21 protein-coding genes and 1 riboswitch are annotated in these 24740 nt (G+C 70.2%); of the genes, 10 read left to right on the forward strand and 11 right to left on the reverse strand.

The window, feature by feature from the left end; all coding sequences use genetic code 11:
* Positions 1–44: 44 nt before the first annotated feature.
* Positions 45–800, forward strand: a complete 756-nt coding sequence (locus QRX50_RS42535; RefSeq protein ID WP_285968742.1) for a GntR family transcriptional regulator — start codon at positions 45–47, stop codon at positions 798–800.
* A gap of 135 nt (positions 801–935) precedes the next feature.
* Complete coding sequence (locus QRX50_RS42540) at positions 936–1550, forward strand: TetR/AcrR family transcriptional regulator (protein ID WP_285968743.1); 615 nt, start codon at positions 936–938, stop codon at positions 1548–1550.
* A gap of 13 nt (positions 1551–1563) precedes the next feature.
* Here the strand turns inward: QRX50_RS42540 and QRX50_RS42545 are convergent, their stop codons facing one another.
* A complete protein-coding gene (locus QRX50_RS42545) occupies positions 1564–2526 on the reverse strand; it encodes a helix-turn-helix transcriptional regulator (RefSeq protein ID WP_285968744.1) in 963 nt (320 codons plus the stop codon).
* Positions 2527–2616: 90 nt separating this feature from the next.
* Here QRX50_RS42545 and QRX50_RS42550 point away from each other — a divergent pair, with 90 nt between their 5' ends.
* A complete protein-coding gene (locus QRX50_RS42550; protein ID WP_285968745.1) occupies positions 2617–3078 on the forward strand; it encodes a nucleoside deaminase in 462 nt (153 codons plus the stop codon).
* Positions 3079–3087: 9 nt separating this feature from the next.
* On the opposite strand, the gene QRX50_RS42555 is transcribed toward QRX50_RS42550, so the two are convergent.
* Positions 3088–4329: a GGDEF domain-containing protein gene (locus QRX50_RS42555; RefSeq protein ID WP_285968746.1), complete on the reverse strand. Its 1242-nt coding sequence runs from the start codon at positions 4327–4329 to the stop codon at positions 3088–3090.
* 182 nt (positions 4330–4511) lie between these two features.
* Here QRX50_RS42555 and QRX50_RS42560 point away from each other — a divergent pair, with 182 nt between their 5' ends.
* From QRX50_RS42560 to QRX50_RS42570, 3 genes are all read left to right on the forward strand, one after another.
* Entirely contained in the window at positions 4512–5849 is a 1338-nt protein-coding gene (locus tag QRX50_RS42560) for a histidine-type phosphatase (protein WP_285968747.1), read from the forward strand.
* 297 nt (positions 5850–6146) lie between these two features.
* On the forward strand, positions 6147–7106 hold the full coding sequence (locus QRX50_RS42565; RefSeq protein ID WP_285968748.1) for a chitinase: 960 nt from the start codon (positions 6147–6149) through the stop codon (positions 7104–7106).
* An 88-nt stretch (positions 7107–7194) separates the two neighbouring features.
* Positions 7195–8079, forward strand: a complete 885-nt coding sequence (locus QRX50_RS42570) for a MarR family winged helix-turn-helix transcriptional regulator (RefSeq protein WP_285968749.1) — start codon at positions 7195–7197, stop codon at positions 8077–8079.
* 183 nt (positions 8080–8262) lie between these two features.
* On the opposite strand, the gene QRX50_RS42575 is transcribed toward QRX50_RS42570, so the two are convergent.
* The 9 genes from QRX50_RS42575 to QRX50_RS42615 form a co-directional block, all read right to left on the reverse strand.
* On the reverse strand, positions 8263–8484 hold the full coding sequence (locus QRX50_RS42575; protein ID WP_285974697.1) for a hypothetical protein: 222 nt from the start codon (positions 8482–8484) through the stop codon (positions 8263–8265).
* Between the two features lie 149 nt (positions 8485–8633).
* Positions 8634–9239, reverse strand: coding sequence for a TetR/AcrR family transcriptional regulator (locus QRX50_RS42580; RefSeq protein ID WP_285968750.1), 606 nt, complete (start codon positions 9237–9239; stop codon positions 8634–8636).
* Positions 9239–10042, reverse strand: coding sequence for an SDR family oxidoreductase (locus QRX50_RS42585; protein WP_285974698.1), 804 nt, complete (start codon positions 10040–10042; stop codon positions 9239–9241). Before QRX50_RS42585 ends, QRX50_RS42580 begins: the two co-directional genes overlap by 1 nt.
* Positions 10043–10095: 53 nt before the next feature.
* The gene (locus tag QRX50_RS42590; protein WP_285968751.1) at positions 10096–11262 is read right to left on the reverse strand and encodes an acyl-CoA dehydrogenase family protein; all 1167 of its coding nucleotides are present in this window, start codon (positions 11260–11262) and stop codon (positions 10096–10098) included.
* A complete protein-coding gene (locus QRX50_RS42595; protein WP_285968752.1) occupies positions 11259–13211 on the reverse strand; it encodes an acetyl/propionyl/methylcrotonyl-CoA carboxylase subunit alpha in 1953 nt (650 codons plus the stop codon). The genes QRX50_RS42590 and QRX50_RS42595 overlap by 4 nt, the downstream gene beginning before the upstream one ends.
* Before the next feature lie 10 nt (positions 13212–13221).
* Positions 13222–14823: an acyl-CoA carboxylase subunit beta gene (locus QRX50_RS42600; protein WP_285968753.1), complete on the reverse strand. Its 1602-nt coding sequence runs from the start codon at positions 14821–14823 to the stop codon at positions 13222–13224.
* On the reverse strand, positions 14820–15968 hold the full coding sequence (locus QRX50_RS42605) for an acyl-CoA dehydrogenase family protein (protein WP_285974699.1): 1149 nt from the start codon (positions 15966–15968) through the stop codon (positions 14820–14822). Before QRX50_RS42605 ends, QRX50_RS42600 begins: the two co-directional genes overlap by 4 nt.
* Positions 15968–17662 carry an acyclic terpene utilization AtuA family protein gene (locus QRX50_RS42610; protein ID WP_285968754.1) on the reverse strand — a complete coding sequence of 565 codons (1695 nt, stop codon included), beginning with the start codon at positions 17660–17662 and terminating at the stop codon, positions 15968–15970. Before QRX50_RS42610 ends, QRX50_RS42605 begins: the two co-directional genes overlap by 1 nt.
* The gene (locus tag QRX50_RS42615; RefSeq protein ID WP_285968755.1) at positions 17659–18450 is read right to left on the reverse strand and encodes a TIGR03084 family metal-binding protein; all 792 of its coding nucleotides are present in this window, start codon (positions 18448–18450) and stop codon (positions 17659–17661) included. Before QRX50_RS42615 ends, QRX50_RS42610 begins: the two co-directional genes overlap by 4 nt.
* A gap of 164 nt (positions 18451–18614) precedes the next feature.
* On the opposite strand from QRX50_RS42615, the gene QRX50_RS42620 reads away from it, so the two are divergent.
* The 4 genes from QRX50_RS42620 (at position 18615) to QRX50_RS42635 (ending at position 24419) form a co-directional block, all read left to right on the forward strand.
* Positions 18615–19454 (forward strand): enoyl-CoA hydratase-related protein, encoded by an 840-nt coding sequence (locus QRX50_RS42620; protein WP_285968756.1) that lies wholly within the window; start codon positions 18615–18617, stop codon positions 19452–19454.
* Positions 19451–20050, forward strand: coding sequence for an acetoacetate decarboxylase family protein (locus QRX50_RS42625; protein ID WP_285968757.1), 600 nt, complete (start codon positions 19451–19453; stop codon positions 20048–20050). Before QRX50_RS42620 ends, QRX50_RS42625 begins: the two co-directional genes overlap by 4 nt.
* Positions 20051–20296: 246 nt before the next feature.
* Positions 20297–23278, forward strand: coding sequence for a ribonucleoside-diphosphate reductase subunit alpha (locus QRX50_RS42630; protein WP_285968758.1), 2982 nt, complete (start codon positions 20297–20299; stop codon positions 23276–23278).
* A gap of 70 nt (positions 23279–23348) precedes the next feature.
* Positions 23349–24419, forward strand: a complete 1071-nt coding sequence (locus QRX50_RS42635; RefSeq protein ID WP_285968759.1) for a ribonucleotide-diphosphate reductase subunit beta — start codon at positions 23349–23351, stop codon at positions 24417–24419.
* 88 nt (positions 24420–24507) lie between these two features.
* Positions 24508–24725, forward strand: a riboswitch (cobalamin riboswitch).
* The last annotated feature ends 15 nt before the right edge of the window (positions 24726–24740 follow it).

Consider the following 24740-nt stretch of genomic DNA (forward strand, 5'->3'; position numbering starts at 1 on the left):
ATTTGACTACGGGTAGTGTCGGGCGCGACAGCCCGGAGGAAGTGATGGCACCGCGAACGCTCAGCCGGTCCGGCTCCGAGCCGCTCTGGCGCCAGCTCCAGAGCGAGCTGCTGACCAGGCTCGACGACGGCGAGTTCACCGACGAGTTCCCCGGTGAGCTCGCACTCGCCGAGGAGTACGGCGTGAGCCGCCAGACCGTGCGCCAGGCTCTTCGCCAGCTGCGCGCCGACGGAGTGGTCGTCGCCGAACGCGGCCGCCAGCCGCGCGTCGCCCCACCGGCCGAGATCGCGCAGCCGCTGGGCGCGCTCTACAGCCTGTTCACCTCCGTCGAAGCGGCAGGGCTACCGCAGCACAGCATCGTCCGCACCTTCGACGTCCGCGCCGACGCACTCGTCGCCGAACGCCTCGACCTCGAAGCCTCGACGCCACTCGTCTATCTGGAGCGCCTGCGCCTGGCGGGCAACGAGCCGCTGGCCCTCGACCGCGTGTGGCTCCCCGCCGACCTCGCGAAACCGTTGCTGCAGGCCGATTTCACCCACACCAGCCTCTACAACGAGCTGGCGCGGCGCACCGGGGTCCGCCTGAGCCACGGGCGCGAAGAGGTGCACGCCGTGATCCCCACCGCCGCCGAACGCACCACTCTTGCCTGTGCCCACGACGTCGCGGCCTTCGCCATCAACCGCCTGAGTCACGCGAAAGGCCGCCCGGTGGAATGGCGCCACACCCTCGTCCGAGGCGACCGCTACGCGCTCACGGCCGAGTTCTCCGCCACCGGCTACCGGCTCGTCAGCCAATCCTGACGGCTCCCGGCGCGAGGGACCGTACGCGGCACCCGGATCAGCGACGCATCACCGGATCTCTGCACAAAGCAAGCGCTTAGAATGGGCTCGGTTCACGCCCGCCGGGCGCGGCAGCAGATCTGGGAGGATCGCCGGATGACGACTTCGCTCTCGGCCGAGCTGTGGCCCGACGTGCAGCCCGAGACCGCGCGCCGGCTGATGTTGGCCGGGGTCGAGTCCTTCGCGAAGCGCGGGTACCACGCCACGACCACGCGGGACATCGCCGGCGCTGCGGGGATGAGCCCCGCCGCGTTGTACGTGCACTTCCCGTCGAAGGCGGCGCTGCTGTTCGAGATCAGCCGCAGCGGCCACGAGCAGACGCTGGCCCTGGTGGAGAACGCGCTGGAGAAGGCCGAGGACCCGGTCGAGCGCATCCGGCTCGTGGTCGAGGACTTCGTGGCCTGGCACGCGCGGCGCCACACCGTGGCGCGGGTCGTGCAGTACGAGCTCAACGCGCTGCCCGAGAAGGAGTTCGAGGTCGTCACGGAGCTGCGGCGGCGCATCGAGCGCATCGTGCGCGACGTGATCGCCGCGGGCGCCGAGTCCGGTGCGTTCTCCGTGACCGATTCACACACGGCGGCGCGCGCGGTGCTGTCGCTGGGCGTCGACGTGGCACGCTGGTACAGCGAGCGCACGCGCCAGACGCCGGCCGAGCTGGGCAAGGACTACAGCGAGCTGGTGCTGCGGATGCTCGGCACGCGAGCCGCCTGACCCCTCGAGCCGCTCAGCTGCGCGCCGCCGCCGAGGCGAAGCGCTCCGCGATCCGCGCCAGCCGGTCGACCAGCCCGGGCGGCGCGTCTTCCACCACGAAGTCGTAGTCCCACTGCGCGAGGTAGAACGGCGCTGCGGCGAGGTCGGTCGCGCCCGTGCGCAGCCGGCACGTGTGCTCGTCCACAGGCTCGACGGTGCCGGCGGTCGGCGGCACGCGGGCCGCGAGCACCTCCGCCGGCACCGACACGAGCAGGGACATCTGATGCGCGTACGGCGCCGAAGAGATCGCCTGCGACACGTACGCGGCGAGGTCTTCCGCGGGCGGTTCGCGCGGCGCGAAGCGGAACCCGGGCGCCGGCACGCCGTCGATGCGGTCCACGCGGAACGTGCGCCAGCCGTCGCGGTCCAGGTCGTAGGCGACGAGGTACCAGCGGCGGCCGGTGTGGACCAGGCGCAGGGGCTCGACGTCGCGCTCGGTGACCTGGCCGGTGTGGTTGGCGTAGGTGAAGCGCACCCGTTCGTGGTCGCGGCAGGCCGCGGCGATCACGGTGAGCACCTCGGCGTCGACGACCGGTCCCCCGCCGCCGAGCTGCAGCATCGCCGAGCCCATGGCGCTCACGCGGTGGCGCAGCCGCGCGGGCAGCACCTGTTCGAGCTTGGCCAGCGCGCGCACCGACGTCTCCTCGATGCCGGACACCGTGCCGTTCGCCGCCGTCCGCAGGCCGACCGCGACGGCCACGGCCTCGTCGTCGTCGAGCAGCAACGGCGGCAGTGCGGCACCGGCCCCCAGGCGGTAGCCGCCCGCGACCCCCGGCGTCGCGTGCACCGGGTAGCCGAGGCCACGCAGCCGCTCGACGTCGCGGCGGACCGTGCGCACGTCGACGCCCAGCCGGTCGGCCAGGTCCGGCCCCGGCCAGTCGCGGCGGGCCTGCAGCAGGGACAACAGGCGCAGCAGCCGCTCCGAGGTTCCGTACATGCGGGCCACTCTGCCAGACCTCGCGGACAGGATCGGTCCTCAATGCGTGCGGACTTGCCTTCCGCGAGCGGGGCCGGTGAAGTGTGGGCCATGCAGATCGATCCGCACGCGTTGCTCGCCGTCGCCCGCGAAGAGGCCGAGCTCGGGAAGGCCGAGGGCGGCGTGCCGATCGGCGCGGCCCTCTTCGACAGCTCCGGCCGGCTCCTCGGCCGCGGCCACAACCGCCGCGTGCAGGACGGCGACCCGTCGCTGCACGCGGAGACCACCGCGTTCCGCAACGCCGGGCGCCGTCCCCACTACCGCGACACGATCATGGTCACCACGCTCTCGCCGTGCTGGTACTGCAGCGGCCTCGTGCGCCAGTTCGGCATCCCGCGGGTGATCATCGGCGAAGCCAAGACCTTCTCCGGCGGCCACGACTGGCTCGCCGAGCACGACGTGCGCATCGACGTCCTCGACGACCCCGCGTGCACGGCACTGATGGAGGAGTTCATCGAGACCCGGCCGCAGCTGTGGTTCGAGGACATCGGCGTACCGTCCACTTCGGACTGATCGGCGGAGCTACTCCGCGCACACAGTCCGGTTACGACCACCGGCTTTCGCGCGCCGCACGGCTTTCACGGCGGCTGCGAACACCGCGTCCGCCGTGTCGCCGTCGGCGGGCCGGGCGGCGACGCCGACGGACACCGTCGCCCACGCGAACTGCGGGCTGCCGTAGGGCGCCTTCAACGCGACGGCCGTCGAGGCGACGCGCAGGCGGATGCGTTCGGCGATGGCGAGCGCGTCGAACGGCTTGGTACCGGGGAGAAACACGGCGAACTCGCCACCGCCGGAGCGCCCGACGAGGTCGGCGGAGCGGACTTCGTCGCGCAACGCGTCGGCGATGGCAAGCAGCACGGCGTCGCCGATGCGGCGGCCGTGGAGGGCGTTGACGTCGCCGAAGCGGTCGAGGTCGAGCACCAGCACGGAGTACGCCGGGGCCGGCTGCGCGCGAGCGGCGTCCCACCAGGCGGACGCGGTCAGGGCGCCCGTGCCCGGGTCGGCCGTCGGCTCGGCGCGCGGGGTGGCGCCCACGCCACCGCGGTGCAGCACCACGAGCGCCGCGGCGAGCAGCGGCACGACGAGCGGCGAATCCACCACAGCCCAGGCGAGGGCGATGCCCAGCGCGACGTCGAACAGCAGCCCCGCCACGCCCTGCGGGTAGCCGCGCACGACCCCGGTGAGCGCAGCGTCGACCAGTGTGAACACAACCGCCGCCACCACGAGCAGTCCCATCAGGCGGACGTCGCCCAGCGAGCTCGGCGGCACCGGCACCGCCCACGCGAGGAACCGGCCGGCGAGCAGCACGGCCAGCGCCGTCGCCGCCACCTCGAACACCTGCCGGTACGGCGCGCGCCGCCGCACGCGCAGCCACCGGTGCGCGCCCGAAACCACCGCGAGCACCACGGCGGGCACCGGCGGGAGCACCACCGCGCCGGCGAACACCCACGGCGTGCCGAAACCCTGGCCCAGCAACGTTTCCCCACGTCCGCGTTCGGCCGAACGGCTGAGCTCCGCGCTCACCAGCAGCCCCGCGGCCAGCACGGCGAACCGCGCGGAACCCGTGAGCGGCAGGGGAACCAGCACCGCCACGACGATCGTCGCGGCCAGCGCCACCATGTCGACGCACACCACGAACGCCGCCAGCGCGCGGGTGCGCACGCGCCACAGCCCCCAGTTCGCCACGGCGACGGGAAACCGGCGCCGCTCACCCCCTCCGGCCGTCGCCGGATCCCCCACCATTTCGGCAAATAGCCGGTTCACCGCGGTTTCGGCACCGTCTTGAGTGTGGCGGCGGTTTTCCGGCCGCCCGGTGAGCCGCAACCGGTTCCGCTCACCGGAACCCCGGGAATTCACCGACGCGCTACCCGTCGTCCCGAACGGCGTCACGACCGGCGGGTCTACTGAGCCGTCCTTTCACCCAGACCAGACAGCGGGGTAGCTCGATGAGACGTGTTGTGGCCGGAATCGGCGGGGCCGCACTGGCGCTGTCAGGGCTGTTCGCCCTGCCGGCGCAGGCGCACGAGGCGCACGCGACGCAGGACGCGTTCACCACCAAGACCGCCTACGAGCCGCAGGGGCACCTGTCCTCCTACGAGCGGCTGCCCTCGTCGTTCCGCCCGGTGTTCACCGAGAACGTCTCGCGCCACGGCGCGCGCACGCTGTCCGACAGCGACGACGGCGACGCCTTGCTGGCGCTGTGGAACACCGCGAAGTCCGAGGGCGTGCTGACCGGCGTCGGCAAGCAGCTCGGCCCCGACGTGCAGGCGCTGCTCGCCGCCAACGCCCGCGACGGCTACGGCCTGCTCACCCAGGTTGGCCGCGACGAGATGCGCACCACCGCGCAGCGCATGGTGCGGCGGCTGCCGTCGCTCTTCGCCGACGCGGCAAAGGGAACGACGCCGAAGATCGACGTCGTCGCGTCGAGCCAGCAGCGCACGGTGGACAGCGCCAACGAGTTCGTGGCCGGTCTGAAGTCCGCGAAGCCGGGGTTGACGACCACGGCCACCCGCACCGACGACAACCTGCTCTACTTCCACAAGTCGAACGTCGAGTACAACGACTACGTCGACAACGACCCGCGCGTGGCCGCAGCCGAGAAGGCCGCGACGGACCAGCCGCGCACGCACGCCGTGGCGCGTTCGGTGCTGCAGCGCAGCTTCTCGAAGAAGTTCGTGGACGAGATCGCGGCCGGGAAGCACGCGGAGTTCAAGGACGAGATCGCCGCGGCCGACGCGGTGTACGCGCTGGACCAGGTGACCGTGGACCTGCCGGGCGAGGGCCGCTGGCACTTCGACCGCTACATTACGCCCGACGAGGCCTCGTGGTTCGGTTACCTCGACGACGTGACTTCGTTCTACGAGAACGGTCCCGCGTTCGCCGGCAGCGACATCACGTACAAGATGGCCGGCGGCCTGCTGAGCGACATGTTCGCCCAGCTCGACGCCAAGCGCGCCGGCACCACCACGCGGGACGCGGAGCTGCGCTTCACCCACGCCGAGGAGATCTTCCCGCTCGCGTCGTTGCTCGGCCTGCCCGGCAGCACCGAGCAGCAGCCCGAGAGCGAGCTGTTCACTTACGCGAACAACCCGTTCCGTGGTGCGCAGGTGGCGCCGATGGCCGCGAACATCCAGTGGGACCTCTACTCCGACGGCCACACCTACCTTGTGCGCATGCTCTACAACGAGAAGCAGACCGCGTTCAAGGCGAGCTGCGCGCCGGTGCACCGCGGCAGCTCCTTCTACCGGCTCGACGAGCTCGAGCGTTGTTACGGCCAGTCCTGATCCTTCCGCATCACCGAGCGAGCCCGTGGCGATCGATCGCCGCGGGCTCGTTCGCTTTTCCGGGCACGAAAAAGGCACCCTCGTCACGTCCATGATCACCGGTGGATCCCGTTGGCACCACCGACTTTCGGTGGTTTTTTTCTTTCCGGGCCGGAACCTTGACACTTCTCAATGGTCTAGTCCATTGTGGCGGGCAAGCATCCCACCGAGTGCTCCTCTGAGTTGATACCGCCGCATCAAGCATCGGAGGTGCTCCACACAAACGCGCTCACGCGTGCGTCCCACGTTGGAGGACCAATGAAACCCCTGCGCCGTCTGGCCACCGTCACGCTCGCCGCGGGCGCCGCGCTAACCACCACCCTCGGCGTCGCCCCGTCGGCACTGGCCGCACCGGACCCCGTGGTCGCTTCGCCGTACCTGTACCAATGGGGCGGGCAGACCGACCCCGCCGCGGCCATGTCGGCCACCGGCGTGAAGGCGTTCACGCTGGCCTTCATGCTCGCCGACGGCGGCTGCAACCCGAAGTGGGACGGCAACCGCGACCTGAACGGTTCGGACGCCACCCTGATCCAAAAGATCCGCTCGGCCGGCGGCGACGTGATCCCGTCGTTCGGCGGCTGGTCGGGCACCAAGCTCGGCTCGCAGTGCGGGTCGCCGGAGGACCTCGCCGGCGCCTACCAAAAGGTGATTGACGCCTACCAGCTCAAGGCGATCGACCTCGACATCGAGAACACCGACGAGTTCGAGAACGCGGCGGTGCAGGACCGGATCCTGAACGCCGTGAAGATCACCAAGCAGAAGAACCCGGGCGTGCGCGTCGTCATCACGATGGGCACGAGCCCGCAGGGCCCGACCGAGTGGGGCAGCCGCCTCATCACGCAGGCGAAGGCGATCGGCGCGAACGTCGACGTCTGGTCGGTCATGCCCTTCGACTTCTCCAGCGGTGGCGACATGGCCGCGATGACGAAGTCGGCGGTCGACGGTTTGAAGGACCAGCTCAAGTCCGCGTTCGGCTGGAGCGACGACGAGGCCTACCGGCACAGCGGCCTGTCGTCGATGAACGGCAAGACCGACAACGCCGGGGAGAACGTGTCCGTCGCGAACTTCACCTCGCTCCGCGACTACGCCGCCAGCCACCACCTCGGGCGCTTCACGTTCTGGGCCACCAACCGCGACTGCAGCGGCGGCGGCGAGTGCAGCGGCATCGACCAGGAGAAGTACGCGTTCACGAAGATCGTGGCCGGGTACCAGGGCTGAGCGTCGGCGGGGACCCCGGTTGTTTCGGGGTCCCCGTTTCTTCCGGCGAATAGTAGCCATGGACATAGTATCCATGTACATTATTTTCGTGCGCCTCGAGAACCCGACCACCGGCCACCTCGTGTGGCGGCTGTCCATGAAGTGGCGGGCGGCCGTCGACCGGACCGTGAAGCCGCTCGGCCTGACCCACGCCCAATACTCGCTGCTGGCGACGCTCACCGGCCTCGTGGGGCGCGGGGTCCGGCCGAGCCAGCGCGAACTGGCCGACCACACGGGCCTCGAGCCGCTGCATGTGTCGAAGCTGGCGCGGGCGCTCGAACAGGCCGGCCTCGTCACCCGCCCCCCGGACCCGGACGACCCACGCGCCGTGCGGCTCGACCTCACCGCCCGGGGCCACGACGTGATCACCGAGGCGATCTCCCTCGTGCGCGACCTGCACGAGGAGCTCACCGCGAACCTCGGCGGTTCCCGCAGCGCGCGGACCCGCCGGTTCCGCGACACCCTGCAGACGCTGCTGGGTGACGACCCCACCGGAAGCGAGAAGACCATGACCACAGCCCGTGCCGTCGGCGGCCGCGACCTCAACCTGGCCGCCGCCGCGTCCCGTTCCCTGCTCACCACGCTGCTGGACCGCGAAGGTCTGGACTTCACCGACTACGTGGTCCTCCGGACCGTGGCCAATGGCGCTCAGCCCGCGGACACCCTGGTAGAGACCATCGCGGCGACGGCTGTCGCGCCCGCCGAAGCAGTGCGCTCGGTGCTCGACCGCCTGGTGACGGCGGGCCGGCTGACCAGCGGGGACGTCGTCGACGTCACCCCGGTTACGCGCGAGCTGGTCGAACGCGTGACGGCGGACTCGACGGAAGCCGGCGATCGACTGTTCGCGGGCATCGCCCCCGAGGACCTGGCGGCAGCGAAACGCGTCCTCGACACGGTGACGGCGCGAGCGGGCGAGATCCGCGCACAGCTCTGACGGCGGGGCATACGTGCGGGGTGGTTCGACCTCATCACCCGAGGTCACGGGCCTGGACCACTGACCGGCCGCGGTGTGGTTCAGCCTCGCGGCCGGACCGTTCGCACTCAAAACCCGAGCCGGAGGGAACTACCCGAACGGGCGAGCGAAATCCTCACCCGTCCGCGACACCTCGTAGTCGCATCAAGCGGCGACGGTGATCTCCAGCGCGGCGTGCCCGGCCTCGGTCAATGCGGCGGGCACGCGGCCCGCGGCGTCCGGCACGGCGGGGCGGATGTAACCGCCGTGGGCGAGGTTGTGGGCGGTCATCTGGTCGCAGCAGGCGAAACCGTCGATGAAGAGGTCGGGCTCGCTGCTCGTGGTCATCTCCGCGCGGTGAGCGGCGACCGCCCTGAGCATCGCCATCGCGCGGTGCGTCAGCTCGACTGCCGCGCCTTCTGAACCGGACACCGGTACCGACCTTCTTCCTGGTGGAGCCACTTACTCGGAGTCATCGTCCGTTGGGCCGAATGTGTTAACAGCCACATCTTATTAGGCCGAAGTTGTGACGTTCATTAGGCCTCGCCGGTTCCGGACAGTCGCGTCTCCAACGTGTGGGCCCACTCCCGGACGATCTGGCGCCGGCGGCGGGTGTCGTCGGTCAGCAGGTTGGCGAGGCCGAGGCCGCGGGCCAGGTCCAGGGTGGCCTGGACCAGCTCACGGACCCCGGGCTTTGCCTCGTCGACGCCCAGCAGCTCCACCGTCACGCGGTGCGCCTCGCGGCCGACGCGCGCTTCCAGCGGCACGAGGGTGCCGCGCAGCTGCTCGTCGCTCGACGCGACGGCCCACAGCTGCAGCGCGGCGCGGAACATCGGCCCGGTGTAGAGGTTGAGCACCATCTCCACCACACCGAAGATCCGCGATGCGCCCGTCGGCAGCCCGTCGGCCTTCGTCCGCAGCTCGGTGATCTGCGATTCCCCGAGCAGCTCCACGGCCGCCGCGACGAGGTCCTCGCGCGTCGGGAAGTGGTGCTGCGCGGCGCCGCGCGACACGCCGGCGCGCTCGGCGATCACGGCGACCGTGACGCCGTGCCAGCCCCGCTCGCCGATGCAGTCCATCGCCGCCTCGATCAGCCGCCGGCGAGTGGTGCGGCTGCGCTCCTGCTGCGGTTCCCGGAGCATCAGGCCGGATCGACCCAGAAGTCGAGCTGCAGGTCCGCTTCCGACGAGCCGATCCGGTACTTCGACAGATCGGTGACACCCTCGGCCGCGAGCACCTCGTCGTCGAGGAAGAAGTTGCCGGTCGTCGAGCGGCTGGGCCGGGTCAGGATCGCGTATGCGGCGTCGGCCATGATCTCCGGCGTGCGGCTGCGGTCGGCCAACTCCGCGCCCACGACGTTGCGGATCGCCGCGGTGTCGATGGTGGTGCGCGGCCACAGCGAGTTCGCCGCGATGCCGTCCTTCTTGAGCTCCGCGGCGAGCCCCACGGTCACGAGGCTCATCGAGTACTTCGCGATGCTGTACGCGAGGTGCCCGGCCGTGAACCACTTCTCGTCGAGGCTGATCGGTGGCGACAGCGTGAGCACGTGCGGGTTGGCCGACTTGCGCAGGTGCGGGATGGCCAGTTTGGACAGCAAGAAAGTGCCGCGCGCGTTGATGTCCTGCATCAGGTCGTAGCGCTTCATGCTCACCTGCTCAGTGGGCGTGAGGTCGATCGCGCTGGCGTTGTTCACCACGATGTCGATGCCGCCGAACTGCTCGACGGTCTTCGCCACGGCAGCGGCCACGCCCTCGTCGTCGCGCACGTCGCCGAGGATGGGCAGCGCCTTGCCGCCGGCCTTCTCGATGGCCTCGGCCGCGGTGTAGATCGTGCCGGGCAGCTTGGGGTGCGGTTCAGCAGTCTTGGCCAGCAAAGCCACGTTCGCGCCGTCGGCGGCCGCGCGCAGGGCGATCGCTTCGCCGATGCCGCGGCTGCCGCCGGACATGATGATCGTGCGGCCCGCCAGGGACTTCTCGGTCTTCTCAGACACAGTCACTCCTAATAGGACTTCGGCAGCCCGAGGCTGTGCTGCCCGACGAAGTTGAGCACCATCTCGCGGCTCACCGGCGCGATCCGCCCGAGTCGCACCGCCGTCACGAGCGTTCCGAGGCCGTATTCGGTCGCGAGCCCGTTGCCGCCGTAGGTCTGCACGGCCTGGTCCACTGCGTGGATCGCGGCCTCCGCGGCGGCGTACTTGGCCATGTTGGCCGACTCGCCCGACGCGAAGTCGTCGCCGGAGTCGTAGAGCGAGGCCGCCTTCTGCGTCATCAGCTTCGCCAGCTCCAGCTCGATCTTGATCTGCGCCAGCGGGTGCGCCAGCCCCTGGTGCGAGCCGATCGGCGCGCCCCACACCTGGCGCTCGTTGGCGTACGCCACGGCCTTGTCGAGCGCGTAGCGCGCGGTGCCGAGAGAGAACGACGCGCCCATGATGCGTTCGGGGTTCAGCCCGGCGAACAGCTGCGCGATCGCCGCGTCCTCCTCCCCCACCAGCGCTTCGGCCGGCAGGTGGACGTCGTCGAGGAACAGCCCGAACTGCTTCTCCGGCGAGACCAGGTCCATCTCGATCTGCTTGAACTCGAAGCCCGGCGTGTCGGTGGGCACGATGTAGAGCGCGGGCTTGAGCCGGCCCGTCTTCGAGTCCTCGGTACGGCCGACCACGAGTACGGCGTCGGCCTCGTCGACGCCGGAGATGAACACCTTGCGCCCACTCAGGACCCAGTCGCTGCCGTCGCGGCGGGCGGTGGTGGTGATCTTGTGCGAGTTGGACCCGGCGTCGGGCTCGGTGATGGCGAAGACCATCTTCTTGCTGCCGTCGGAAAGTCCCGGCAGCCACTGCTTCTTCTGCTCATCCGTACCGAAGCGCGAGATCACGGTGCCGCAGATCGCGGGCGAGACGACCATGAGCAGCAACGGCGAGCCGGCGGCCGCGAACTCCTCCAGCACCGCCGCGAGGTCGGCGATGCCCGCGCCCCCGCCGCCGTACTCCTCGGGCAGGTTCACGCCGAGGTAGCCGAGCCGGCCGGCCTCGTCCCACAGTTCGACGGTCTTCTCGCCCGAACGGGCCTTCTTCGAGTAGTACTCGTGCCCGTACTTGCGCGCCAGTTCCGAAGCCGCCTTGCGCAGCGCCACGCGCTCCTCGGGCTCGACGAAGTTCATCGCGTTCATGCTCGTTCTCCCACCACAGCCAGAATCGTGCCGACCTCGACCTGCAACCCGACCTCCACCGGCAGCTCGGTGACCACGCCGTCGGCGGGGGCCGCGATCCGGTGTTCCATCTTCATCGCCTCCAGCCACAGCAGCGGATCGCCCGCCGCCACGGTGTCGCCCACACCCACCGCGAGCCGTACGACCGTGCCCGGCATCGGCGCGACGAGCGAGCCCGCCGCCAGTGCCGCCGACGGGTCCGCGAACCGCGGCTCCGCCGTGAACGCCACCGAGCCCAGCACCGAGTCCACAAAGGACTTGTCGCCGTGCCGTGCGACGGTGAACGTGCGCCGCAGGCCGCCCACGTCGAGTACCACCCGGGCCGGCTCCGCCGAGACGAGCCGCACGTCGTCGTACCCCTCGGCCCGCAGGCCGTCCCGGGTGAGCGAGTACCGGACCTCGTGGGTCGTGTCCCCGCGCGTGAACACCTTGCGCTGGCTCGCCGAACGCACGTTGCGCCAGCCGCTGGGCAGGCGGCCCAGCGTGGTCGCGGCCACGCGGTTGCCCGCCGCGTCGGCCAGTGCGGCGGCGAGTGCGGACAACTTCTCCGCGTCGCCGCCGGCCAGCGGTTTCGCGAGGGTGCCGAGGCCGTGGCGGTCGAAGAACGCCGTGTCGGTCTCGCCCGCGAGGAACGCTTCGTGGCGCAGGATGTTCACGAGCAGGTCGCGGTTGGTGACCACACCGTGGATCTTCGCCGCGGCCAGCGCGGTGGCGAGCCGGCGGGCGGCCTCGTCGCGCGTCGGCGCCCACGTGATCACCTTGGCGAGCATGGGGTCGTAGTGCACGCCGACGACCGACCCGCTCTCCACGCCGGAGTCGAGCCGCAGCCCGGCGCCGTGCGTGAACTCGCGGTCGACGCCGGGCACCTCGAAGGTGTGCAGCGTGCCGCTCTGCGGCTGCCAGCCCGCGGCCGGGTCCTCGGCGTAGAGCCGGACCTCGATCGAATGTCCTTGCGGCGCAGGCGGTTCCGGGGCCAGCTTCGCGCCCTGGGCGACGGAAAGCTGCAGCGCCACGAGGTCGAGGCCGGTGACGTTCTCGGTCACCGGGTGCTCCACCTGCAGGCGCGTGTTCATCTCCAGGAAGTAGAACCGCCCGTCCGGACCGGCGAGGAACTCGACCGTGCCGGCGCCGACGTAGTCGATGGCCGACGCGGCCTTGCGCGCCGCGTCGAACAGCTCCGCGCGCATGGCGTCGTCGACGAACGGCGACGGTGCTTCCTCCACCACCTTCTGGTGCCGACGCTGGATCGAGCACTCGCGCTCCCCCACCGCCCACACCGTGCCGTGGCTGTCGGCGAGCACCTGTACCTCGATGTGGCGACCCGTCTCCAGGTAACGCTCGCAGAACACCGTCGGGTCGCCGAACGCGGACCCGGCCTCGGCTCGGGCACTTTCGACCGCCTCGGCGAGCTCATCCAGTTCCCGGACCACGCGCATGCCGCGGCCGCCGCCACCGGCGGAAGCCTTGACCAGCAACGGCAGGTCAGCTCCCGTCACCGAGGCGGGGTCCAGCTCCGACAGCACCGGCACCCCGGCGGCGGCCATGATCCGCTTCGACTCCACTTTGGAGCCCATCGTCTCGATCGCCGCGGGCGGCGGGCCGATCCAGGTGAGCCCCGCGTCGAGCACGGCCCGCGCGAACGCGGCGTTCTCGGACAGGAACCCGTAACCCGGGTGCACGGCGTCGGCTCCCGCGTCGGCCGCGGCCTTCACGATCAGCTCCGCGCGCAGATACGTCTCCCCCGGCGCGTCACCCGGCAGCCGCACCGCGACGTCGGCCTCACGCGTGTGCGGGGCAGCGGCGTCGGCGTCGGAGAACACGGCCGTCGTGCCGATGCCGGCGTCGCGGCAGCTGCGGAACACCCGGCGGGCGATCTCGCCCCGGTTGGCGACCAGCAGGTTGTGGATCACGGCTGCACCCCTACATCCGGAAGACGCCGAAGCCACCCTCGGCGCCCTTCACTGGTCCGTTGTGGATCGCCGACAGGCTCAGGCCGAGCACCGTGCGGGTGTCGCGCGGGTCGATGATGCCGTCGTCGTAGAGCATGCCCGAAAGGAACATCGGCATCGACTCCGCCTCGATCTGCTGCTCGACCATGGCGCGCATCGCCGCGTCGTTCTCCTCGCTGTACTCCTGCCCCCGGCTCGCCGCGGCGGCACGAGCCACAATGGACAGCACCCCGGCCAGCTGCGCCGGGCCCATCACGGCCGACTTCGCGCTCGGCCAGGCGAACAGGAACCGCGGGTCGTACGCGCGCCCGCACATGCCGTAGTGCCCGGCGCCGTAAGACGATCCCATGAGGACGGACAGGTGCGGCACCTTCGAGTTCGACACCGCGTTGATCATCATCGCGCCGTGCTTGATGATGCCGCCCTGCTCGTACTCCTTGCCGACCATATAGCCGGTGGTGTTGTGCAGGAAGACCAGCGGGGTGTCGATCTGGTTGGCCAGCTGGATGAACTGCGCGGCCTTCTGCGATTCCTCGCTGAAGAGCACGCCCTGCGCGTTGGCGAGGATGCCGACGGGGTAGCCGTGGATGTTCGCCCAGCCCGTGACCAGGCTCGAACCATAGAGCGGCTTGAATTCGTCGAAGTCGGAGCCGTCGACGACGCGCGCAATCACCTCGCGCGGGTCGAACGGCACCTTGAGGTCGCTCGGCACGATGCCGAGCAGGTCCTCGGGATCGAACAGCGGTTCCACGTACTCGCTCCGCGGCGCCGGCCCCTTCTTGTGCCAGTTGAGCCGCTTGATGATGCTGCGGCCCAGCCGGATCGCGTCCTGCTCGTCGGCCGCGAGGTAGTCGGCCAGGCCCGAGGTGCGGGCGTGCATCTCGGCGCCGCCCAGCGACTCGTCGTCGGACTCCTCGCCGGTCGCCATCTTCACCAGCGGCGGCCCGCCGAGGAACACCTTCGCGCGTTCCTTGACCATCACCACGTAGTCGGACATGCCCGGCAGGTAGGCGCCGCCGGCGGTCGAGTTGCCGAAGACCAGCGCGACGGTAGGCACCTTCGCCGCCGAAGACCGCGTGATGTCACGGAAGATGCGGCCGCCGGGGATGAAGATCTCCTTCTGCGTCGGCAGGTCCGCGCCACCGGACTCGACGAGGTTGATCACCGGCAGGCGGTTCTGCGCCGCGATGTCGGCCGCGCGGAAGCTCTTCTTGGTGGTCCACGGGTTGCTCGCGCCGCCCTTGACGGTCGGGTCGCTCGCGGAGATCAGGCACTCCACGCCCTCGACCACACCGATGCCGGTGATCACGCTGGCGCCCACGCGGTAGTCCGAGCCCCACGCGGCCAGTGGCGAGAGCTCCAGGAACGGCGAGTCCTCGTCGATGAGCAGCTCGATCCGTTCGCGGGCCAGGAGCTTGCCGCGCTTGCGGTGGCGCTCCACGTACTTCTCGCCGCCACCGGCCACGGCCTTGGCGTGCTCGGCGTCGATCTCGGCGAGCTTGGTGAGCATGGACTCGCGGTTCGCGGCGAACTCGCCGGCCCGTGTGTCCACAACAGACCTCAATGCGGTCATGCGGTGTATCCCAATCGCTTCGCGGCCAGGCCGGTGAGGATCTCGGTGGTACCGCCGCCGATGCCGAGGATGCGGACGTCGCGGTAGTGCCGCTCCACTTCGGACTCGCGCATGTACCCGAGCCCGCCGTGCAGCTGCACGGCCTCGTTCACCACCCATTCGGCGGCTTCGACGGCGGTGTTCTTGGCGAAACAGGCTTCGGCGATCACTTCTTCGCCGGAGACGTGGCGCACGGCGGTCTGGCGCGCGTACGTGCGGGCGACGTCGGTCTTGCGCGCCATCTCGGTCAGCTTGTGCTGCACGACCTGGCGCGAGATGAGGGGACGGCCGAACGTCTCGCGCAGCCGGCACCAGTCGAGCGTGACGTCGAGCGCGCGCTGCGCGTGGGCGTAGGCCTGCACGGCGAGCGAGAGCCGCTCGGTCACGAACTGGGTGGCCACCTGCGCGAAGCCGCTGTTCTCGGCGCCCACGAGGTTCTCCACCGGCACCCGGACGTCCACGTAGGACAGTTCGGCGGTGTCGGAGGCGGCCCAGCCCATCTTCTCCAGCTTGCGCGACACCGTGAACCCGGGTGTGCCGCGTTCGACCACCAGCAGGGAGATGCCGTGCGCGCCCTCGCCGCCCGTGCGGACGACGGTGGTCACGAAGTCGGCGCGGCAGCCGGAGGTGATGAACGTCTTGGCTCCGTTGACCACGTACTCGTCACCCTCGCGCACGGCGGTCGTGCGGATGCCCGCGACGTCGGACCCGCCGTCGGGCTCGGTAACGGCCAGTGAACCGATCTTCGTGCCCGCGAGCGTCGGGCGCACCCAGCGTTCGACCTGCACCGGATCGCCGGCCTCGGCGATGTGCGGCACGGCGATGCCGCACGTGAACAGCGAGGCGAACAGGCCGCCGGAGCCGCCCGCGTAGTGCATCTCTTCGGCGACCACGAGCGCGTCGAGGTAGTTGCCGTCGCCTCCGCCCACGGACTCGGGGAACGCGACACCGAGCAGCCCGAGGTCCCCCGCCTTGCGGTGCAGCTCGCGCGGCAGCTCGCCCGCGCGTTCCCAATCGTCGAGGTGCGGCAGCACTTCCTTCTCGACGAACCGTCGCACGGTCGCGCGCAGCTCCTTGCGCTCCGGCGTCGCGAACGGGTCCACGATCACAACAGCGCCTCCGGCACGTCGATCTCGCGCGCCCGTAGCCATTCGCCGAACGCCTTGGCCTGCGGGTCGAACCGCGCCTGGGAGGCCACGCCCTCACCGAGGATGTCCTCGACCACGAAGTTCATCGCCCACAGGTTCGGCAGCAGGTGCCGCTTCACGGGCAGCTCCGCGGTTTCCGGCAGCAGCAGGCGGAACTCGGTGACGGTGAGCCGGTGCACGAGCCAGCGCCACGCCTCTTCCGAGCGCACCCAGACGCCGAGGTTGGCGCTGCCGCCCTTGTCGCCACTGCGCGCGCCGATCACGCGGCCGAGCGGGACGCGGCGCACTGGCCCGTCCGGCAACGGCTCGGGCAGCGCGGGTTCGTCCACTTCGGTCAGTGCTCGGGTCTTGGTGGACGGTGCTATGTCGACACGTCGACCGTCGGCCAGCGCCGCGACGTGGGGCACCTCGGCCGCGTCCACAAAGGCCGCCGAGTACACACCGTAGGGCGAGGCGTCGGAAGGCGGAGCGGTCACGTGGAAGCCGGGGTAGCTCGCGAGCGCCAACTCCACCGCGGCGCCGCTGAACGCGCGGCCGGCGATCTTCGGGTCGGCGTCCTTCACCGCGACGTGCAACAGCGCGCTCGCCTGTTCCTCGGTGTCGGCGTCGCGGTGGTCGGTCCTCGCGAGCGTCCAGCGGACCTCGGCGGGCGGCTTCCGTTCGAGCGCCGTCTCCAGCTGCTCGCGCACGAGCGCGGCCTTTTCCTCGATGTCGAGGCCGGTGAGCACGAACGTGGTCTCGTTGCGGAACCCGCCGAGCCGGTTCAGCGCGACCTTGAGCGTGGGCGGCGGGGCCTCACCGGTCACGCCGCTGATGCGCACACGGTCGGGGCCGTCCCCGGTGAGCGTCAGCGTGTCGAAGCGCGTGGTGACGTCCGGGTTCGCGTAGCGGGCGCCGGTGATCTCGTACAGCAGCTGCGCGGTGACCGTGCCGGTGTTCACGACACCGCCGGTACCGGGGTGCTTCGTGATGACGCTGGACCCGTCGGCGTGGATCTCGGCGATCGGGAACCCGGGCACGCCGATCGGCTGCTCGCGGAAAAACGCGTAGTTGCCGCCGGTCGCCTGCGCGCCGCACTCGATCACGTGGCCCGCGGCGACGGCGCCGGCCAGCGCGTCGTAGTCCTCGCGCGTCCAGCCGAAGTGCGCGGCGGCCGGTCCGACGATCACCGAGGCGTCGGTGACGCGGCCGGTCACGACCACGTCGGCGCCGGCGTTCAGGCACTCGACGATGCCCCACGCGCCGAGATAGGCGTTGGCGGTCAACGGTTTCTTGAAGCCCAGCTCCTCGGCGCGCCCGATCAGGTCGTCGCCCTCGACGTGCGCGATCCGCACGTCCACGCCGAGCTTCGCGACCAGCTCGCGCAACGCCGTCGCCAGGCCCGCGGGGTTGAGGCCACCGGCGTTGGCGACGATCTTCACGCCCTTTTCCTTGGCCAGCGCCAGGTTCTCCTCCATCTGGCGCAGGAAGGTCTTGGCGTAGCCGCGTTCGGGGTCCTTCATGCGGTCGCGCCCGAGGATGAGCATGGTCAGCTCGGCGAGGTAGTCACCGGTGAGCACGTCGAGCGGGCCGCCGGTGAGCATCTCGCGCACGGCGGAGAACCGGTCGCCGTAGAAGCCCGACGCGTTCCCGATCCGGATCGGCGCGCTCATGCGAACTGCCCCGGCTTCCGGCCTTCACCGGGCGGACCGGCGAACGCCTGCGCGATGGTGAGCCACTCCTCGACGTCGGCGCCCGTCGCGACCAGGTCGGTGTCCGCGGGGTGGCGCCGCTGCGTGATGACCAGGCAGAAGTCCACGGCGCTGCCGGTGAGCCGCTGCTCGGCGTCCTCGGGCCCGAACGCCCACGTCGTGCCGTCCGGCGAGGCCAGCTCAACGCGGAACTCCTCCGGCGGCGGGGCCAGTGAGTTGAGCTTGAAGGCGAAGTCCCGAGTGCGCGTGCCGAAGCGGGCGATGTGCCACAGCCGGCCGGTCGGCTGACGGGCGAGGCCCAGCGCGTCGAACACGTCCTGGCCGTGGGCCCACGTCTCCATCATCCGGGCGGTGGCCATGGACGCGGCGCTCATCGGCGGGCCGTACCACGGCAGCTTCTGCCCGGCCGGCACGGCGGCGAGCGCTTCGGACAGCGCCGTCCGCCCGGCGCGCCACTGCGCGAGCAGCTCCTCCGGCGGCGTGGCGGTGCCTTCCTCGGCGGCAAGGTCGACGTAGCTCTCCCCCACGCTCAGCAGGTGCTCGACCTCGGCCTGCCACTCCTCGGGCCGGGCCGCGGCGATCAGCGCTTTCGAGTCTGTCCAGGCCAGGTGCGCGATCTGGTGCGCGACCGTCCACCCTTTCGCCGGCGTCGGCCTGGCCCACCCTTCGGCCGGCAGCCCGGCCACCACGTCGTCGATCGCCTGCGATTCGGCCGCGAGATCCCCGAGGATCACGCCGAGATCAGCCATCCTGCGCCTCCATGCGTCCTTCTGTAAGCACTACGCGCTCGGGCCCACCCTCGCACCCCGACCGAGGAAAAATCAAGCGCGCCTGATTGTTTTTCTTTCCAGCCGAGCACACGGCCACTATTGACACGTTGCCAGTAGAATCGCGTTGTCCTACCGTTCCAGCCATGAGCCCCTACGCGGACATCACCTACGAGGTCGCCGAGCGGATCGCGACGGTCAAGCTGAACCGGCCCCAGGCGCGCAACGGCTACACCGTGCGGATGGCCGACGAGCTGGGCGCCGCCATGGACCGCGCCGACCGCGACGAGGACGTGCGCGTGGTCGTGCTCACCGGCACCGGCAAGGACTTCTCGGTCGGCGCCGACCTCTCGTCCGGCGGGTTCGACTTCGAGCTCGGCGAGGGCCCGCCCGACGGCTGGCAGGAGCCGGCGGGCCGCTGTTCCAAGCGGATCTTCACGATGAACAAGCCCGTGATCGCCGCCTTGCGCGGCGCGGCGGTGGGCGGGGGCATCACGATCACGCTGTCGTGCGACTACCGGCTGGCCGCCGACGACTCGAAGTTCGGGTTCGTGTTCACGCGCCGCGGGATCTACCCCGAAGGCGCGTCGGCGTGGTTCCTGCCCCGGCTCGTCGGCATGGGCACGGCCGTGGACTGGATGGTGAGCGGGCGCGTCTTCGGCGCCGAGGAAGCGTTGCGGAAGGGGTTGGTACACAGCGTCCATCCGCCGGAAGCCGTGCTGGACAAGGCTTACGAGCTCGCGCGCGACCTCGTGGCGAACACCGCGCCCGTGTCGGTCGCCGTCACGCGCCAGCTGCTCTACCGGATGGCTTCGGCGCCGTCGCCGTTCGAGGTGCACGAGGTGGACTCGAAGCTGATCGGCGGGATCGCCACCAACCCGGACTCGATCGAGGGTGTGCTGTCGTTCCTCCAGAAACGCCCGGCGGAGTTCAAGCTCCGCGTCGACCACGACTTGCCGCCCTACCTCCCCTGGATCGCCGAGTGACCGGCTACCCGCCCGAACCGTGGCACCTCGCCGGCCAGGCACAGCTGTCCGTGTGGCTGCTCCCGGCCGGCAAACTGCCCGAGCTGCCCGAAGGCGTCGAACCCGTCACCACCGGCGGTCACGCCGCGGTGTTCACCGCGTGGATCGACTACCGCGCGCCCGGGCAGCTGAGCTACCACGAGCTGCTCGCCGCCGTCGCCGTGCGCGGCGGGCTCACCGCGTCGATCACCGACATCTGGGTCGACAGCGAGGTCTCGCTCGCGGGCGGGCGCGAGCTGTGGGGCATCCCGAAGAATCTCGCGACGCTCGAGTTCACCGGCGACCGCGAGTTCACCGCGGCCACCGAGGACGGCTGGATCGCCACCGCCGCGTTCTCCCGCCGCGCGGGGCTGCCGGCCACGCTGCCCGCGCGGTTCGAGATCACGCAGACGCTCGGCGGGCGGCTCAAGCGCAGCCCCGTCAGGTCGCGCGCGAAGCCGCACGCGGCCGCCGCCGACTGGTCCGTGAACCCCGCCGGACCGCTCGGTTTCCTGGTCGGACGTCGCCCGATCGTGAGCGCGAGTCTGCGCGACTGCACCCTCGTCTTCGGCGGCTGAACCGCCCCCGACCAGCCGCTCTGAGTGATCGACTAACCCGCGAGGGTGAGCCCGCGACACGCCACCCCTTGGGGCACGTGCGAGCCCGAACCCCTAGATGTAGTCTCTGTGGACCGGCAGCCCCCAGCGACGGGGAGACCGCTCAGGAAGGGCCGCCGGGCCGATTTGGAGAAACAGCAGCGCACGGCCTTGTGCGGCCGTGCGGCGATGAAGCGCGCCCATTTTTCGACTTTGTTGGAGACCCGCATGTCAGTGGAAACCGGTCAGCGTCCGCCCTCGTCGGCGGACTCGGCACCGAGCGCGGTCCGCGTGATCCGGCGCGACGGCAGTGTGTCGCCGTTCGACGCCGGCAAGATCAGCGTGGCCCTCACCAAGGCCTTCCTCGCCGTGGAGGGCGGCGACGCGGCCGCTTCCTCGCGCGTGCACCACGTCGTCGCCGAGCTGACCGAGCAGGTCGAGGCTTCCCTGCTGCGCCACGCCGGCCCCGAAACCGCTTTGCACATCGAGCAGATCCAGGACCTCGTCGAGCTCGCCCTGATGCGCGGTGAGCACCACAAGGTCGCCCGCGCCTACGTGCTCTACCGCGACGAGCGGTCGAAGGCCCGCGAGGCCGTCACGCCGGCGCCCGCCGAGGCCGCGATCAGCGTCAAGGGCACCGACGGCTCGCTGCGCCCGCTCGACTGGGCCCGCGTGTCCCACGTGGTGGGCGAGGCCGTGGCCGGACTCGAGGACGTGTCCGCCGAGCCGGTGCTGGCCGAGGCCAAGCGCAACCTCTACGACGGCATCAGCGCCGACGAGCTCGCGCTCGCGCAGATCATGGCCGCCCGCGTGCTCGTCGAGCAGGAGCCGAACTACTCGTACGTGAGTGCGCGGCTCCTGCTGGACAAGCTGCGCGGAGAGGCCCTGAGCTACCTCGCCGGCCGCGCACGCCAGGCCAGCCAGGACGAGATGACCGCCGAGTACCCCGCTTACTTCCGCACCTACCTGCGCCGCGCGGTCGAGCTGGAGCTGGTCGACGGCGAGCTGCTCACGTTCGACCTCGACAAGATCACCGCGGCCATCCACGCCGAGCGTGACCTGGACTTCGGGTTCCTGGGCCTGCAGACCCTGTACGACCGGTACTTCCAGCACCACAACGGCACGCGCTTCGAGCTGCCGCAGGCGTTCTTCATGCGCGTGGCCATGGGTCTGGCCATCCGCGAGGACGACCGCGAAGCCCGCGCGATCGAGTTCTACGAGCTGCTCTCCACGTTCCACTTCATGGCCTCGACGCCGACGCTGTTCAACTCGGGCACCACGCGCGCCCAGCTCTCATCGTGCTTCCTGACCACTGTGGACGACGACCTGGACTCGATCTTCCAGGCGTACAAGAACAACGCGCTACTGGCCAAGTACTCGGGTGGCCTCGGCAACGACTGGACCCCGGTCCGCGGCCTCGGCGCCCACATCAAGGGCACCAACGGCCAGTCGCAGGGTGTCGTGCCGTTCCTCAAGATCGCCAACGACACCGCCGTCGCCGTGAACCAGGGCGGCAAGCGCAAGGGCGCGGCGTGCGCGTACCTCGAGACGTGGCACGTGGACATCGAGGAGTTCCTCGACCTGCGCAAGAACACCGGTGACGACCGCCGGCGCACCCACGACATGAACACGGCCAACTGGGTGCCGGATGAGTTCCTGCGCCGCGTCGAGGCCGACGCGCAGTGGACCCTGTTCTCCCCCAACGAGACGCCGGACCTGCACGACCTCTACGGCAACGCGTTCGCCGAGCGCTACCGCGAGTACGAGGCCGCCGCCGACCGCGGCGAGATCAAGGTCTTCCGCAGGATCCGCGCGGTCGAGCTGTGGCGGCGCATGCTGACCATGCTGTTCGAGACCGGCCACCCGTGGATCACGTTCAAGGACCCGTGCAACCTGCGCTCGCCGCAGCAGCACGTCGGCGTGGTGCACTCCTCGAACCTGTGCACCGAGATCACGCTGAACACCAACATCGACGAGGTCGCGGTCTGCAACCTCGGTTCGGTGAACCTGCTCAAGCACGTCACCCCCGAGGGCTTGGACACGAAGCGCCTCGAGAAGACCGTGCGCACGGCGGTCCGCATGCTCGACAACGTGATCGACATCAACTTCTACACGATCCCGGAGGCGCGCCGCTCCAACCTGCGCCACCGTCCGGTGGGCCTGGGCATCATGGGCTACCAGGACGCGCTGTTCGAGATCGGCGTGCCGTTCGCTTCCCAGGAAGCGGTGAAGTTCGCCGACGTGAGCATGGAGCACGTGTCCTACTACGCGATCTCGGCGTCGACCGACCTCGCCGAGGAGCGCGGCCAGTACCAGACGTTCGAGGGTTCGCTGTGGAGCCGCGGCATCCTGCCGATCGACTCGATGCAGCTGCTGATCGACGCGCGCCAGGGCGACGCCCTCGCCGTCGACACCTCCACGACGCTGGACTGGGCGCCGCTGCGCGAGCGCGTGAAGACCGTCGGCATGCGCAACTCCAACGTGATGGCGATCGCGCCGACCGCCACGATCTCCAACATCTCCGGCGTCGGCCAGTCGATCGAGCCGCTGTTCCAGAACCTGTACGTGAAGTCGAACATGTCGGGCGACTTCACCGTGGTGAACCCGCACCTGGTCAAGAGCCTCAAGGCCCGCGGCCTGTGGGACGAGGTCATGGTCAGCGACCTGAAGTACTTCGACGGCAGCCTCGGCCAGATCGACCGCGTGCCGGACGACCTCAAGGCGCTCTACGCCACCGCGTTCGAGATCGAGTCGAAGTGGATCGTGGACGCCGGCTCGGTCCGGCAGAAGTGGATCGACCAGGCGCAGTCGCTGAACCTCTACATCGCGGCGCCGAGCGGGCGCAAGCTCGACGAGCTGTACCGCTACGCGTGGCACAAGGGCCTCAAGACCACGTACTACCTGCGCGCGCAGTCGGCGACGCACGTGGAGAAGAGCACCCTGCGCGGCACCGACGGCAAGCTGAACGCGGTCTCGGCCGCCCCGGCCGCCACCGCTACTGCTCCGGCCGCCCCGGCGCCTTCGCCGGCCCCGGCTCCTTCGCCCTCGGCCGCGGTCCCGGCGAGCCCCGCTGCGGCCGTGCCCGCCGCGGTCCCGGCCGCCAAGCCCGCCGAGCCGAAGGAAATGCCGAAGGTCGACGACATCGACTTCGTCGCGACCGAAGGCGCCGCCTGCCGCATCGACGACCCCGACTGCGAAGCCTGCCAGTGACCTCCTCGTGTGCGGCGAGGCCGGCTGAAACCGGCCTCGCCGCACACGAGCCTTTTCTTGGAGCCTCTTGATGACCAACGTGGAGACCACGGCCACCGGCCTCGGCGAGATCGAGGTCGGTGCCGCCCGGATCAACGTCGACGACAAGCGCATGATCAACGCGCGCGCCGACGTGAACCAGCTGCTGCCCATGAAATACCGCTGGGCGTGGGACAAGTACCTCGCCGCGTGCAACAACCACTGGATGCCGACCGAGGTCGCCATGCAGGCCGACATCGCGCTGTGGAAGTCGCCGGACGGCCTGACTGAGGACGAGCGCCAGATGCTCAAGCGCAACCTCGGCTTCTTCGCCACGGCGGAGTCCTTGGTGGCCAACAACATCGTGCTCGCGGTGTACCGCCAGATCACCAACCCCGAGTGCCGCCAGTACCTGCTGCGCCAGGCGTTCGAGGAAGCCGTGCACACGCACACCTTCCAGTACATCTGCGAAAGCCTCGGCCTGGTCGAGGGCGAGCTGTTCAACATGTACCGCGAGGTGCCGTCCATCTCCGAGAAGGACGCGTGGGCGCTGAAGTACACCCAGCACCTCGAGGACCCGGACTTCGAGACCGGCACGCCGGAGGCCGACCAGGCGTTCCTGCGCGACCTCGTGGCGTTCTACGTGATCTTCGAGGGCATGTGGTTCTACACCGGCTTCGCGCAGATCCTCTCGCTCGGCCGGCGCAACAAGATGGTCGGCATCGCCGAGCAGTACCAGTACATCCTGCGCGACGAGTCGATTCACCTGAACTTCGGCATCGATTGCATCAACCAGATCAAGATCGAGAACCCGCACCTGTGGACGGAAGAGTTCCAGGCGGAGATCCGGCAGATGCTGCAGGATGCGTGCGAGCTGGAGGTCCGCTACGCGCGCGACACCATGCCGCGCGGCATGCTGGGCCTCTCGGCGCAGCTGTGCGAGCAGTACATGCACTTCATCACCGACCGGCGCGCCCAGCAGATCGGCCTCGCGCCGATCTTCGGGGAGACGGAGAACCCGTTCCCGTGGATGTCGGAGGCGATGGACCTGAAGAAGGAGAAGAACTTCTTCGAGACCCGCGTGATCGAGTACCAGTCGGGCGGCGCGCTGGACTGGGACTGATCAACTGCGGAAGCTGATCGCGCACTCCTGATCCCGGTCTCCGGGATCACGGCGGACGTTGTGCCACCCGGCGCTAGGCTCGGCCACGCCACTGGTTCGCCAGGGCGTGGCCGGGCCTTTTTTCGCGCGACCACACTCTGGCGAGGCAACAGGGAACCCGGTGTGGATCCGGGACTGCCCCGCAGCGGTGAGTGGGAACGAAAGCCGTCACCACGATTTCGTGGTCAAGCACTGGGCGTGAGCCCGGGAAGCGACGGTGAGTAGGCGCGAGCTCGGCGCCCACGAGTCCGAAGACCTGCCCGTGGTACGTGCGCCGACGGC

It is taken from the genome of Amycolatopsis sp. 2-15, from assembly GCF_030285625.1.
Classification (GTDB): domain Bacteria; phylum Actinomycetota; class Actinomycetes; order Mycobacteriales; family Pseudonocardiaceae; genus Amycolatopsis; species Amycolatopsis carbonis.